The organism is Sunxiuqinia sp. sy24 (assembly GCF_052677165.1).
The window spans coordinates 103,474-118,318 of sequence record NZ_JBQYLH010000002.1 but is presented as its reverse complement, the minus strand read 5'-3'; the positions used below and the strand labels follow the sequence as shown (position 1 = coordinate 118,318).

The 14,845-nt window shown below is 43.0% G+C and carries 12 protein-coding genes; 5 read left to right on the top strand and 7 right to left on the bottom strand.

The features are described from left to right. Positions 1-41 precede the first annotated feature (41 nt). The 4 genes from lpxA to ACUNWA_RS02665 are packed head-to-tail and all read right to left on the bottom strand — an operon-like array spanning position 42 to position 4,597. Positions 42-824: an acyl-ACP--UDP-N-acetylglucosamine O-acyltransferase gene (lpxA, locus tag ACUNWA_RS02680; RefSeq protein WP_445590337.1), complete on the bottom strand. Its 783-nt coding sequence runs from the start codon at positions 822-824 to the stop codon at positions 42-44. A gap of 28 nt (positions 825-852) precedes the next feature. Further along, entirely contained in the window at positions 853-2,241 is a 1,389-nt protein-coding gene (locus tag ACUNWA_RS02675; protein ID WP_445590336.1) for a bifunctional UDP-3-O-[3-hydroxymyristoyl] N-acetylglucosamine deacetylase/3-hydroxyacyl-ACP dehydratase, read from the bottom strand. A 21-nt stretch (positions 2,242-2,262) separates the two neighbouring features. Further along, positions 2,263-3,309 (bottom strand): UDP-3-O-(3-hydroxymyristoyl)glucosamine N-acyltransferase, encoded by a 1,047-nt coding sequence (gene lpxD / locus ACUNWA_RS02670; protein WP_445590335.1) that lies wholly within the window; start codon positions 3,307-3,309, stop codon positions 2,263-2,265. A gap of 37 nt (positions 3,310-3,346) precedes the next feature. Beyond that, the gene (locus ACUNWA_RS02665; RefSeq protein ID WP_445590334.1) at positions 3,347-4,597 is read right to left on the bottom strand and encodes an HD domain-containing protein; all 1,251 of its coding nucleotides are present in this window, start codon (positions 4,595-4,597) and stop codon (positions 3,347-3,349) included. 227 nt (positions 4,598-4,824) lie between these two features. Between ACUNWA_RS02665 and rimP the strand changes: the two genes are divergently transcribed. The 3 genes from rimP (at position 4,825) to infB (ending at position 9,694) form a co-directional block, all read left to right on the top strand. Continuing rightward, complete coding sequence (gene rimP, locus ACUNWA_RS02660) at positions 4,825-5,286, top strand: ribosome assembly cofactor RimP (protein ID WP_445590333.1); 462 nt, start codon at positions 4,825-4,827, stop codon at positions 5,284-5,286. A 12-nt stretch (positions 5,287-5,298) separates the two neighbouring features. After that, positions 5,299-6,534, top strand: coding sequence for a transcription termination factor NusA (gene nusA, locus ACUNWA_RS02655; RefSeq protein ID WP_445590332.1), 1,236 nt, complete (start codon positions 5,299-5,301; stop codon positions 6,532-6,534). A gap of 106 nt (positions 6,535-6,640) precedes the next feature. Continuing rightward, complete coding sequence (infB, locus tag ACUNWA_RS02650) at positions 6,641-9,694, top strand: translation initiation factor IF-2 (RefSeq protein WP_445590331.1); 3,054 nt, start codon at positions 6,641-6,643, stop codon at positions 9,692-9,694. Between the two features lie 341 nt (positions 9,695-10,035). Here infB and gcvH read toward each other — a convergent pair whose 3' ends face one another. Beyond that, positions 10,036-10,416 (bottom strand): glycine cleavage system protein GcvH, encoded by a 381-nt coding sequence (gene gcvH, locus ACUNWA_RS02645; protein ID WP_445590330.1) that lies wholly within the window; start codon positions 10,414-10,416, stop codon positions 10,036-10,038. 130 nt (positions 10,417-10,546) lie between these two features. Between gcvH and tsaE the strand changes: the two genes are divergently transcribed. Together tsaE and ACUNWA_RS02635 are read left to right on the top strand one after the other, a co-directional pair. Further along, positions 10,547-10,969 carry a tRNA (adenosine(37)-N6)-threonylcarbamoyltransferase complex ATPase subunit type 1 TsaE gene (gene tsaE, locus ACUNWA_RS02640; protein WP_445590329.1) on the top strand — a complete coding sequence of 141 codons (423 nt, stop codon included), beginning with the start codon at positions 10,547-10,549 and terminating at the stop codon, positions 10,967-10,969. A gap of 55 nt (positions 10,970-11,024) precedes the next feature. Further along, a complete protein-coding gene (locus ACUNWA_RS02635) occupies positions 11,025-12,233 on the top strand; it encodes an alanine dehydrogenase (RefSeq protein ID WP_445590328.1) in 1,209 nt (402 codons plus the stop codon). Here the strand turns inward: ACUNWA_RS02635 and pulA are convergent. Further along, positions 12,230-14,170, bottom strand: coding sequence for a type I pullulanase (gene pulA / locus ACUNWA_RS02630; RefSeq protein WP_445590327.1), 1,941 nt, complete (start codon positions 14,168-14,170; stop codon positions 12,230-12,232). The two genes, ACUNWA_RS02635 and pulA, sit on opposite strands and share 4 nt — an antisense overlap. Next, the gene (locus ACUNWA_RS02625; protein WP_445590326.1) at positions 14,171-14,716 is read right to left on the bottom strand and encodes a hypothetical protein; all 546 of its coding nucleotides are present in this window, start codon (positions 14,714-14,716) and stop codon (positions 14,171-14,173) included. Between the last annotated feature and the right edge of the window lie 129 nt (positions 14,717-14,845).

Sequence of the window (14,845 nt, the reverse complement as noted above, 5' to 3'; positions counted from 1 at the left end):
GGCATAAACCGGGTTTATTCTTTAATATCTTAACTCGCAGATCAATCCGGGAAATAACCACGAATAACTCCGCGCTTAGAGTCTTTTACAAATAAAAGAATTTCATCACGTTCAGGTGTTGCTGACATTTCAGCCTCGATAATTTCAACCGCCTGTGCGATATTCAGTCCTTTTTGATAGATATATCGGTAAATTTCCTGCACTTCCCGAATCTTATCATTGTTATAACTACGGCGCCTTAGCCCGATTGAATTAATACCAACATAGGAAAGCGGTTCCCGCCCTGCTTTAATAAACGGAGGAACGTCTTTACGCACCAGTGAACCTCCGGAAATCATTACATGAGATCCGATATGACAAAACTGATGAATCGCTGACATCCCGCCAATAATGGCCCAGTCATCAACGACCACTTCACCTGCCAGCTGGGTGCTATTTACCAGAATCACATTGTTTCCGACAAGACAGTCATGCGCAATATGCACATAGGCCATGATTAAGCAGTTACTCCCAACCGCTGTTTTTCCTCTTGCTGCTGTTCCCCTGTTGATGGTTACACACTCACGAATAGTGGTGTTATCACCAATTTCGACCGTAGAATATTCGCCTTTGAATTTTAAATCTTGTGGAACGGCTCCAATAACTGCTCCAGGAAAAATACGGCAATTTTTACCAATCCGGGTTCCGGGCATAATGGTTACGTTTGAACCAATACGAGTTCCTTCTCCGATAATGACATCCTTGTCAATTGTGACAAATGGCTCAATCACCACATTTTCTGCCACCTGTGACTCTGCATGCACGTAAGCTAACGGTTGTTTCATCTTATAATAATTGTTTTCAGTAATTTCTTCAAGCTTTTACAATCTGTGCCATAAAGTCGCCTTCAGCGACTATGGTATCACCGACATAACAAAGTCCCTTCATATTGGCAATTCCGCGACGAATAGGAGAAACCAGCTCGATCCGAAATAACAAGGTATCTCCCGGAACTACTTTCTTCCTGAACTTAACATTATCTACACGTATGAAATAGGTGGAATATTTTTCTTCTTTATCATGCAGCACATACAGACCGCCGCACTGGGCCATCGCTTCAATCAGCAGTACCCCCGGCATCACGGGTTCTTCGGGGAAATGTCCCTGAAAAAACGGCTCGTTGACAGTCACATTTTTCACCCCTATAATACAATCATCTTTGATCTCCATGATTTTATCAACCAACAAAAATGGAAACCGATGAGGAAGAAACGATCTGATATCGTTCACCGACATCAAAGGTTCTTGTTTAGGATCATATTGAGGGATCGCTTTCGCTACTTCGTTTTTTCTAATTTCTTTTTTCAGCAACTTGGCAAACTCAGTGTTTGCTTTATGACCGGGCTTGGTCGCAATGATGCGCCCTTTTATCCGACGGCCGGCCAAAGATAGATCGCCAACTACATCCAACAATTTATGACGGGCACATTCATTCTCAAACTGAAGAGCCAGGTTATTCAAAATTCCCTGTTCCTTTTGAACTTCGATACGGTCGTGATTAAATAAATCGGCGATACGGTCGAGTTCCTCCTGGCTAATCTCCTTGTCCATAATGACAATGGCATTATCCATATCACCTCCTTTAACCAGGTTGTTTTGCAGTAAAAACTCCAATTCACGCACAAAAACAAACGTGCGGCATGGAGCTACTTCCTTTTTGAAATCAGCCAGGCTTTCCATACTGGCAAACTGATTACTCAGCACCCGCGAATTGAATGAGATCATCACATTCAAGTTGTATTCACTATCGGGCAAGGCAATGATTTCCGAACCCGATTCAGGGTCTTTATAGACAATCTTCTCGGTAATTTCAAGATACTCCCGCTCGGCATTTTGCTCAACAACACCTACTTCTTCAATCGCTTCAACAAACAGCTTGGAGCTTCCGTCCAAAATTGGGACCTCTTCATTGTCAATCTCAATCAGGACATTATCCAGGTCCATACCCGTAAGTGCAGCCAAGGCATGTTCGATCGTACTCAGACGGGCTCCGTCCTTGCCAATTACCGTTCCTCTGGAAGTATCGACTACCAGACAGGCGTCAGCCTCTAAAACAGGGGCTCCTTCAAGGTCGATTCGTTGAAATTTAAATCCGTAATTTTCAGGAGCTGGCTTAAAAGTCATATTAACCTGCACTCCTGTATGTAATCCTTTGCCGCTCAATGAAAATTCACGGGCTAAAGTTTTTTGCATCATTATCATTACCAAGTCGTTTTCTAAAACTTATTCTTCGTTTAATTTCGATTTCAGCTCCGCTACTTCCTTTTGCAGGTCAATCAATTGATTCCGCATTTGGGGCAGACGCCTATAAACTACATAGGATTTCAAAGCTTGATCATGATCCATCGCAGGTGCTCCGAGGACCGTACGCCCCGCTTTAATATTGTTGGTCACCCCTGCCATGGCACCTATTTTTACACCATCTCCAATGTTTAGGTGGCCGGCAATTCCAACCTGGCCTCCAAACATGCAATTTTTTCCAACTTTCGTTGATCCGGCAATTCCAACCAAAGCGGCCATTACCGTATTTTCCCCAACCTCACAGTTGTGGGCAATCTGGATCAGGTTATCTAATTTGGCTCCTTTGCGAATGATCGTCGACCCCATCGTTGAACAGTCAATCGTGGAGTTCGCTCCAATCTCAACATCATCTTCCAAAATGACATTCCCAACCTGCGGAATCTTTTTATATGATCCATCGGGCTTAGGTGCAAAGCCAAAGCCATCGGAACCAATAACCGCTCCGGCATGAATAACGCAGTTGGCTCCGATTACGGTGCCATCATATATTTTTGCTCCGGCATAAATAATCGTATTGTCTCCAATCGTTACACCAGAACCAATAAATGTTTGCGGATAAATCTTGACATTGTCGCCAAGGCTTGAATTTTGTCCGAGGTAAGCAAAGGCTCCAAAATACACTTCGGAACCAACGGTAGCTGATGCATCAATAAAAGAAGGCTGCTCAATGCCTTGCTTCATTTGCTTAGCTTGTTCATACAACTCCAACAAAGAGGCAAAAGCCTCGTAAGGATCTTCCACCCGAATAAGAGTGGGTTTTACAGGCTGTTCTGGCTTAAAATTCTTATTAACCAAAACAATTGATGCCTCCGTTTCATAAATGTATCTTTCGTATTTGGGATTAGCAAGAAAAGCCAGCGTGCCGGGTTTTCCATCTTCAATTTTCGATACATTGTTAACGCTTACTTGCTCATTTCCTTCAATCGTACCTTGAAGGAAATCAGCTATATTTAGTGCTTTAAATTCCATATATTCTTTCTTGGCGCGCTGCAAAAATAGGTTTAAATTACTTAATGTCCAATTCTTTCGGATAACAGACAAAATATTTACTTACCGTCTGAAGCAAGCTAGAAAGGTTAACATCAGAGGCATCATTAATCTCCTTTACGTCCCCGTTCTTCATTAAAATATTAATTTTATCACTCCCTTGAATATAGGCATAATTAGTAATTGAATCTCGAATCAGAAAATAATGTAACTCATCTTCAGCGATTCCCCAGCGATTCATAACCTCCGTCTCCAGTTCTGAAATGGCTTTCGTTGAAAAAGGTGAATTTTGAATCTTCACTCGAAACAATTTTCTATTAATAACAGCTCCGGCCAAGTACGACAAAATATTATCATCATGATGCCGCCATTGCTTCATAGCCAGAATAAGATCACTGTCGTCCAGTTCGACAAAGAGTTCAAGCAAGCTTTGCTGTTCGGCAAATGTCTGCTTCGCGAAACAGTCCATAGTAATTTCATGCTGAAGAAAAACGTGCAGTGCGGGCGTAGCAAACACATCGACGCCACTCATAACTAACTCCTTTGCCCTTCGAAGCACTTTCACCAACATATGCTCGGCCGACAAAACTGCTTTATGCAAATACACCTGCCAATACATCAAACGCCGTGAGATCAGAAATTTTTCGATGGAATAGATTCCTTTGTATTCAACCACCAAGCCATCATTGCGCACATTCAGCATTTTAATAATTCGATCCGAACCAACTGTCCCTTCGGTCACTCCCGAAAAAAAGCTGTCTCGCCGAAGGTAATCCAGCCGATCCATATCCAGCTGACTGGCTACCAACTGATGTAAAAACTTTTTCGGATACTCATCTTTAAATATACAGATAGCCATTGCCAGCTGACCATCGAACTGTCGGTTCAGCTCCTCCATCATCAACAGCGAAATTGTTTCGTGCGAAATTCCTTCAACCAGCGAGTGCTCCAAGGCATGCGAAAACGGGCCATGCCCAATGTCGTGCAACAAAATCGCCGCGGTCACCGCTTCGGCTTCTTCATCGCTAATATCGACATCTTTCATTTTCAGACTAGAAATTGCCAAGCCCATCAAGTGAACAGCGCCAATCGCATGCTCAAATCGGGTATGATTAACCCCCGGAAAGACAATACTAGAGAGTCCTAACTGTTTGATTCGCCGCAATCGCTGAAGAAACGGATGCTCTATTAAATCATAGATAAACTCGGATTGAATGGAGATGAATCCGAAAACCGGATCATTGATGATCTTCTTTTTATTTGTTTTCAATCTAATAATAAGGTTTTTTCAAATGCGTTATCAACAAAAATAAGAAACTTTTTCATTCCTTACTGTCAGGCAGGCATGCTAGTACTCTTTGGAAACACGTATTAACTGATGATCATTAACTTCCACATTTTGAGATTTGGATTCCTTTTGCTAATTTTGCGCTGACAATTGGAAGATAGACCGTTTGCAGGGGACCCCAAAGTCCCCTGTTTTATTAGTCGCAATTTATGATTGATAAAAATAAAATCACACAACTCATTGAAGATAAACTAAGTGAAGACCAGTTTATCGTAAGTCTGGAAGTGACTCCAAGTAACCAAATCAAGGTATCCCTGGATAGCGAGAGCGGTATTACAATTGATCACTGCGTTCAGATAAGCCGTTTGGTTGAAGGAAGTTTAGATCGCGAAGAAGACGATTTTGAACTACAGGTCGCATCTGCCGGCTTAGGACAACCCTTAACAGTCTATCGCCAGTTTGTAAAAAACATCGGCCAAGAGATGGAAGTTGTTCTGAACACCGGTGAGAAACTGGAAGGAGAGCTAAAATCGGCTGATCAGGATGGATTTGAATTAGAGACAAGCAAACGCGAGAAAGTGGAAGGGCATAAAAAAAAGCAACTAATCACCCGCCTTCATCGTATAGCGTTTGGTGACGCAAAAACAGTTAAAAACATTATAAAATTCTAAAACGAGCGCAAGATGGATACGATTAATCTTATCGATACCTTTTCCGAATTTAAGGACCTGAAAAATATTGACCGGGTCACCATGATGAGCGTTCTTGAAGACGTTTTCCGCAATGTATTGCAAAAAACATACGGAACAGACGAGAATTTCGACATCATTATCAATATCGACAAGGGCGACTTTGAAATTTGGCGCAACCGTGAGGTCGTAGAGGATGACGACATTGAAGATCCGAACACCCAAATCACGCTTTCTGAAGCTAAAAAAATTGATGATGACTACGAAGTTGGTGAAGAAGTAACTGACGAGGTCAAATTGAAAGACTTTGGGAGAAGAGCAATCTTAAACTTGCGTCAAAACCTGGCCAGCAGAATTCTGGAGTTGGAAAAAGACCATATCTTCGGTAAATATAAAAGTAAAATTGGTGACATTGTTACCGGAGAAGTTTACCAGGTTTGGAAAAAGGAAATCCTTGTATTGGATGACGAAGGCAACGAATTAATCCTTCCCAAAACAGAACAGATACCATCAGATTATTTCCGCAAAGGCGATAACCTGAGAGCCGTGGTCTACAAAGTAGAACTGCGCAATAACAACCCTTTGATTATCCTGTCTCGCACTTCACCTGTTTTCCTCGAGCGTTTGTTCGAGTTAGAAGTTCCTGAAATTTTTGATGGTCTGATTACCATTAAGAAGATTGTTCGGGTTCCCGGCGAACGTGCGAAGGTAGCAGTTGAATCATATGATGAACGGGTTGATCCAGTAGGCGCTTGCGTCGGCATGAAAGGATCCCGTATTCACGGCATTGTTCGTGAACTAAGAAATGAGAATATTGATGTGATCAATTACTCTGCCAATGTTCAGTTGTTTATTCAACGGGCATTAAATCCGGCAAAAATATCGTCCATCAAACTACACGAAGACACCAAACGTGCCGATGTTTACTTAAAACCAGATGAAGTATCTCTGGCTATTGGTAAAGGAGGACTAAACATTCGCCTGGCAAGCCAACTTACCGGCTACGAAATTGATGTTTATCGTGAAATGGCAACAGACGATGAAGATGTAAATCTGGAAGAATTTTCAGACGAAATTGACGCTTGGATTTTGGATCAATTAAAATCGATTGGCTGCGACACCGCGAAAAACGTGTTGGGTCTTAGCCGTAATGATCTGATTAAACGGACAGATTTAGAAGAAGAAACAATTGATCACATATTAAAGATTTTGCGTTCCGAGTTTGAGTAATCAAAAACAATTAACATTAAACTATTGGCATTTAAATAAATTGAATTTAAAATTGCATAGTTTTTTGCGCAAAATTTAAAAAAAGACAAAAAAATAGATTGGGTATATGGCAATTGGCAAAAAAAGTACGCGACTTAGTAAGGTAGCAAGAGAGTTTAATGTGGGAACGAGCACAATCGTGGAGTTTCTGCATAAAAAAGGATTTGACATTGATTCAAATCCGAACTCTAAAATTTCAGAAGATGCATACCACATGCTCGAGAAAGAGTATAAGAGTGACATCACGCTGAAAAAAGAGTCAGAAAAGATCAACCTGATGAGTCACCGTAGTAAAAACGAATCTATTTCGCTTGAAAATACTGACGCCTATTCAGAAGACTCTGATCACGACGAGGAAGAAGAGGAAGTGGAAGAAGTTCGGATCAAGGATATGAATCCGCCTAAAAAGGAAGCACCAAAAGCCAAGCCTGAACCAAAACCTCAGCCGAAAGAAGAAAAAGAAGCAGAAGAGAAATCTGAAGTTGAACACCCCAAGGTGCTTGGCAAAATTGATTTGGACAGTATTCAGCCCAAAAAGCGGGAGGGAAAACCAACCATTATCAAAAAAGGGGACCAGAAACAAGAAGAAGAAAAGCCAGCCCAAGCCAAGGAAGAAAAAAAACCTGTTGAAGCACCATTAGCTCAGGAAAGCAAGCCAGTTGAACCCAAACCGGCACAAGAAGAACCCAAGCCTGTTCAAGAAGTGAAGAAGGAAGAGAAAACAGCAGCGCAAAAGCCCGAGAAAACGGAAAAAGAAGAAACAAAAGCTGAATCAATTGAAGATGTTCAGACTAATGTTCCGAAAGTTGATGAAATCAAAGTAGTCGGTAAAATCGACCTTTCGTCAATCAACCAGAAAACGCGTCCGACGAAAAAGACAAAAAAACAAAAAGAAGACGAACGCAAGGAAAGAGAAAAGCAAAAACGCCAGACCAGTCCGGAGCAGGGCAAAGGTCAGGATAATGAAATAAAAACCCGGGTTGAAAAGCTCTCAGGACCTAACGTTGTTGGTCGAATCGAGATTAAAAAGAGAAAGCCAGTGGCTTCTTCGAGCGATGCCAGCGCACAAAACGCAAAGAAAAAACGTCGCCGCATCCAAAAAGATTCCGACTCACGTATTACGGTAACCAAACCCGGACAAGCACAACAAGGCCAACCACAGCGCGGACGCTTGCAACAGCAAGGCGGTAAAGGAAAACGCAAAATCATTAAGAAAGAGGTTAGCGAGGAAGATGTACAAAAGCAGATTAAAGATACATTGGCCCGTCTGACTTCTGGAAAACAGAAATCAAAAGGATCAAAATATCGTCGTGATAAACGACAAGCAGCAAGCGACAAGGCTACAGCAGCCCACGAAAGAGAAAGTGCAGAACAAAAAATTCTGAAAGTAACCGAATTTGTATCGGTTTCTGAATTGGCAACCATGATGGATGTGAGTGTCACCGAAGTTATTTCTTCGTGCATGAGCCTCGGATTGTTTGTTTCCATCAACCAGCGTCTGGATGCGGAAACCATGTCGATCGTAGCCGAAGAGTTTGGATTCGAAGTAGAATTTGTCAGCGCCGACATCCTCGATGGTGTTGAAGAAGATGATGAACCCAATGAAGTACACCCAAGAGCACCGATTGTTACCGTAATGGGACACGTTGACCATGGTAAAACATCGCTTCTTGACCACATCCGTAACGCAAACGTAATTGCCGGTGAGGCAGGAGGAATTACCCAGCACATCGGAGCGTACCACGTAAGCCTAGAAGACGGCCGGATGATCACCTTCCTGGATACTCCAGGTCACGAAGCCTTTACGGCTATGCGTGCCCGTGGTGCACAGGTAACTGATATTGCGATTATTATTGTTGCCGCTGACGACGACATCATGCCGCAAACCAAAGAGGCCATTAACCACGCGCAAGCTGCTGGTGTGCCCATCGTTTTTGCGATTAACAAGATTGATAAGCCGGGTGCCAATCCCGACAAAATAAAAGAAGGTCTGGCCAATTTGAACTTCCTCGTTGAAGAATGGGGCGGTAAATATCAAAGTCAGGAAATCTCTGCGAAAAATGGTACGAATATCGACGAGCTGCTGGAAAAAGTATTGCTGGAAGCCGAAATGTTGGAACTGAAAGGAAACAAAGACAAGCGTTCGTCCGGAACCATCGTCGAGTCATCGCTTGACCGCGGACGGGGTTATGTGGCTACGGTACTTGTTCAAAACGGAACGCTGCACCAAGGCGACATCATGTTAGCCGGTAAATATTACGGCCACATTAAAGCCATGTTTAACGAGCGTAACCAACGTATTGAATCAGCTGGCCCTTCAGAGCCGGTAATCATCCTTGGATTGGATGGTGCTCCTCAGGCAGGTGATAAATTCAATGTCTTTGAAAATGAACGCGAAGCCCGTCAAATTGCCGGCAAACGTGAGCAGCTGGCACGCGAGCAAGGGTTACGTACGCAGAAACACATTACGCTGGATGAGATCGGACGCCGGATTGCTATTGGAAACTTCCAGGAACTGAACCTGATTGTAAAAGGTGACGTGGATGGTTCTATCGAAGCACTTTCGGACACGCTGATTAAATTGTCAACCGAAGAAATTCAGGTTAATGTAATCCACAAAGCCGTAGGTGCCATTTCTGAGTCAGACATTATGCTGGCCACGGCATCGGATGCGATTGTGATTGGATTCCAGGTTCGTCCAAGTATGCAGGCTCGTAAGCTGGCTGAGAAAGAAGAAGTGGATATCCGCTTGTACTCAATCATCTACGATGCGATCAACGAAATTAAATCAGCGATGGAAGGGATGCTTTCTCCGGACATCAAAGAAGAGATTTTGGGTACTGCAGAAATCATGGAAACCTTCAAAATCACTAAAGTTGGAACAATTGCCGGTTGTCTTGTCCGCGATGGCAAAATTAACCGAAACAACAAAGTACGACTTATCCGCGATGGTATTGTAATTTACACCGGAACACTCGGATCATTGAAACGCTTTAAAGACGATGCGAAAGAAGTGGCCAAAGGTTATGAGTGCGGACTGAACATTGAAGGATACAATGACATTAAAATTGGAGATATGGTAGAAGCCTTCCACGAGATTGAAGTCGCCAAGACTCTATAAGATAAACTTACAACGAATTAAAATCCGGCCTTCCAGCCGGATTTTTTTTGTCGTTATATTTCGGAAAAGCTCCCCTCAAAATAATAAGATCACCGGTTCGATAAAAGTCAAACGAGACCTTGCTTTTTTTTGTGCTGTGGTTCGCTCTTCAGCAGAAGGCAGCTGGAGATAATTGAATGCAGTAGGACACAATTGTATTGGATCAAATTCAGGTTATGAGTTCGCACTTTTATCAAAAAAACAAGCCTAAAAAACCCTGAAGAATTCGTTCCTCAGGGTTCATTTTATATTTTCATCGGCACACATCAAACGTGTAGCCTTGCTATTTACAAAAGAGCAAATTAAGCTTCCAGCATGGCTTGATAAGCTGCGGCATCCATCAGGTCATCCAAATCAGTAGTATCTGTCACCTCAATTTTCACCAACCAGCCTTTCCCATAAGGATCCTTGTTAATCAGCTCGGGCTCGTCCTCCAATTCGGTATTGAATTCAAGTACTTTACCGCCAACAGGCATAAACAAGTCAGAAACCGTTTTTACGGCTTCAACGGTTCCAAACGTTTCCGCTTTATCCAACTCTTCGCCTTCTGTTTCGACTTCTACAAACACGATGTCACCCAATTCGCCCTGAGCAAAATCAGTGATACCCACGTAAACAACGTTTTCTTCCACACGAACCCATTCGTGCTCTTTAGTGTACTTTAAGTTTTCTGGCAGATTCATAATGCTAACTTCAATTGTGATTTCTTCAAAAGTAATACATTTTTTGCAAACAGGAATCGAACAAAAATCAGCCTTCGTGTTTTTTAAAACGAAGTTTACTTAAATTTGCTGCAATCAAGAAATTAAAAGCATGTTTTCAATCCAAATTAATTCAGTCGATGAGCTTCCACAAGCAGCGGAAGCATTTCTCAATTATTTTAAGGGAGAACGATTATTCGCCTTCTATGGCAAGATGGGCGCTGGCAAAACAACATTAATCAAAGCATTATGCCGGGCCTTGGGATCCACCGACCCCATTACCAGTCCGACCTTTGCTCTGGTCAATGAATACAGCACCGCCAGCAATGAGCGTATCTTTCATTTTGATTTTTACCGTATCAAAAACATTGAAGAAGCACTCGACATTGGCTTTGACGATTACGTTTACAGCGGGAAATACTGTTTTATGGAATGGCCTGAAAACATTGAAGCGCTGCTTCCTGACAATATCATTGCCGTGAATATTGAGGTATTGGATAACCAATCGCGTGAGATTAAAGCGAATATCCTCTGATTCATTTTGAATAATTACATTTATAGACTAAATTGAGCAATTAATTTTTGTCAGGATGACTGAAAAAGAGCAACAATCGGAAATCAAATCCTTACTTCTTCCGAAGGAAGAAATGTTGGAGATTCGCAGGAGAGGCAAAAAGATTACCATTGGCATTCCGTCAGATTTCTCAAAAATAGAATATCGTATTCCCCTTACGCCCGAAGCCGTTGAACTACTAGTTTCCTACGGGCATGAGATTTATATTGAGAAAGACGCCGGCAAAGCAGCGAGCTACTCTGACAAAGAATACCGGGAAGCCGGAGCCGTGGTTGTTGACAAACGTGAAGAGGTTTTTCAATGCGACATCATCATCCGGGTTGCTCCATTCGATGCCGACGAAATTGACCTGCTGCGCGGTCACCAAACACTGATTTCCAACATGCACCTGAGCAATCACTGCCAGGAAACGGTGCAAAAACTGATGCAGAAAAAAGTGACCACCATTGCCTACGAGTACATGGAAAATGAAAATAAGTGCTTGCCTGTTGTTCGCCTGATGAGTCAGATTGCCGGCTCAACAGCCATCACCATTGCCAGCGAATATTTAAGTAATTCAAGAAATGGAAAAGGTGTTTTGCTCGGATCTGTTACGGGTATCTCTCCTACTGAATTGGTCATTCTCGGCGCTAAAACCGCTGCGGAATATGCAGCTCGTGCAGCCTTGGGACTGGGTGTTACGGTTAAAGTTTTTGATGATAACATGTTCAGCCTTCAGGAACTTGAAGACCGGCTTGGTCAGCGAATTTTCACGTCGGTACTATATCCCAATGTTTTAAAAAAAGCCTTGCGATCGGCTGATGTGGTGCTGGGTGCCATGTCTTTTAACTCCAAGACTAAGTTTCAGGTATCTGAAGAAATGGTGCGCGATATGAAAGACGGATCGGTTATTATTGACCTCAACATCGACCAGGGCGGATGTTTTGAAACCAGCATGCCAACAACCCTTAAAAATCCAACCTACATCAAGCACGGCGTTATTCACTACTGCGTTCACAATATGGCTTCAATGGTTTCGCGCACCGCATCCATTGCCCTTAGCAACGTATTAACGCCCATTATCATTACCGTTGGAGAAATTGGAGGGATTCAGAACTACATTAAAAGCTCCACAGGAATTCGTCGCGGCGTTTACATATATAATGGCATACTAACCAATAAGGACTTGGGCAATAAGCTAAATATTCCGAGTAAAGATATTGACTTGCTGCTGGCTATTTTCTAATCTCCTTTAACCAGCATCATCATAGAGAGGGCTGGCACTGATACTTTTTTGTCGAGCAAACAGTCAATTCCGTTCAACTCAATTTCATCTTCGCGGGCAACCACCTGCCACTTATGCCAATCCAACTCCATGGTGGTTGCTTCTTTCCGTGCATTAAAAATCAGCTGAATGGTTTTCCAGCCAAACTGGTTTGGATAATCCAGAATGGAATAAGCCAAAACCCCAGGCTCGTAGTTCTCAGAAAAATGCAGGTGCCGACGAATTTCATCGGCCGAACGCATGCGAAAAGCAGCAATCGCTTTTCGAAGCTCCATCAATTTTTGAAAATAGTCAAACACATCTACAAACCGATCCTTTAGATTCCAGTCCATTTGATTGATTACATCGGATGATTTATAGGAATTGTGGTCTCCCTTCTTGCTTCGGCAAAACTCGCTTCCACCATGCAAAAACGGAATACCCTGTGAGGTCAGAATTAGCGCAGCAGCCAGCTTTTGCATTTTCTTAAGCTTTTCTTCCGAAACATCCGGACAGCTTTGCATCAACTTATCAAACAGGGTAGAATTATCGTGACACGACACGTAGTTGACGCATTGCCAAGGCTCTTTGGCCCAAGCCTCATGCGAACTTTCCACGTAACTGTAAACAATCTTCGGGTGATGGCAGGCCGCCACAACGCCAAATTTCACCGCTTCTTCATTCAAGGTTCGTCCATTGACAAAGCCTTTGTTTTTCGCCTCAAAATTATTGCCCTTGATCGCATCGCGCATATCATCGTTAAAACAAGCAATATGGTTTAGGCTGGCAACATTTCGTTTTACCGCCCGGTACTTCTCATCCATCGGACTGTGATCAGCAGCCCAGCCTTCACCATACAGCAGCATCCCCGGACGCAATTGATCCAACTCCCGGCGAATTTCATTCATAGTCTCACAATCGTATATTCCCATCAGGTCAAAACGAAAACCGTCTAAGTGAAATTCCGATGCCCAATACTTTAACGAGTCTACAATGTATTTGCGCACCATCGCCCGTTCTGTAGCTACCTCGTTACCACAACCACTGGCATTCGAAAAGTTCCCGTTGCTTTTTTGTCGGTAATAATAGCCCGGCACGGTTTGGTTAAACCACGACCGACGCGTATAGCCCGTATGATTATAAACCACATCCATCACGACTCCAATTCCGGCTTGGTGCAAAGCCTGCACCAAAAGCTTAAACTCAGTAATTCGCGATGTGTCATCCGGATTGGTGGCAAAACTTCCCTCGGGCGTGTTGAAGTTAAGTGGATCATATCCCCAGTTGTATTTGTCATCCGGGTGATTTTCATCCACACTAAAAAAATCAAACACGGGTAGCAGGTGAACATGAGTAATTCCCAACACTTTCAGATGATTAATGCCGGTCACTGTTCCGCCGGGCGTTCGCGTGTTCTTTTCGGTGAAAGCCAAAAATTTCCCCCGATGATTCATGCCCGATGTCGGCGAGATAGAGAAATCACGGACATGCAATTCATACAACACAGCATCAACCGGATGATCAGTAGCGATTGGCTGATCGCTCTCCCAGCCTTCCGGATCAGTTTTCCTGGGATCAAAAATAAGCCCACGCCGACCGTTACTTCCAACAGCCCGGGCATCAACACCGGGCGTCTCATTCAACCATTCGCCATCATTAACCCGGAGGGTATAATATAGTCCTTCAAAATCGCCTGCCAAGGCCAGCTGCCAAACACCATCAGCCATCAAATTAAGAGCCTCAATGTGGGTAGGGCGTCCGCCAGCACTACGTTTATACAACTTCAACTCCACTTGCCGGGCCGTTGGAGCCCAAACCTTCACCTGCAGATTTTGGGCCGAGTACCGCACGCCCAGGTCATCACCACCGTAGTAGGGATAAGTAGAAAAGTCGATATGGTTGAACTTCCAGTTTCTCATTTATGAAAACAAGCTTCTCCGCAAGATGATCGAAGAGGATGAATAACTTTTCCCTTTGGTATCCTGAAGCCGTATTTTTGCCCGGAAAAACCGTTTAAGCTTCCGGTCATGATTAAAGAAAACACTCAAATCAATACGTAGTTCATGCGTTTTTCCGGCTTCCAGAAAAAGGGGGTAAATTTCGTATCGGTTGATGCCCTTCAATTTAAAATTACGCTTCGACCATAGTTTGCGAAAACTTAAAACAGGTGCTTCCAAATCAATATCTTTCTTACTTTTATTTTCCACTCGCAGGGTCAACACATTGGGGCAATATTTGCGGTCTTTCAATAAGTCAATTTTCAGTTGTCGCCTGGAAACCGAAACCGGTTTACCTTTTGTATTTACCGATTTTGGCAGCAATTTTCGAATAAAATAATAAAGGATGGGGATCGCAACGAGGATAAGGAAAAACCACAGTAATTTATAGCCCTCGGGATGAACCTCGTTTTGAGCAAACACACCTGCCGGAATCAATAAAAGCCAAATGAAAAGTAACTTCTTCATAGTTTCAATTTGAATATGTAAAAATAACAAAGTCCTGCAATTAATACCGGACTCTGGAGTTTTACTGAGCGAAATGCCCGAAGTTAGATTTAGGGTAATTAAAATGCATACGCCGCTCATTAATAGACG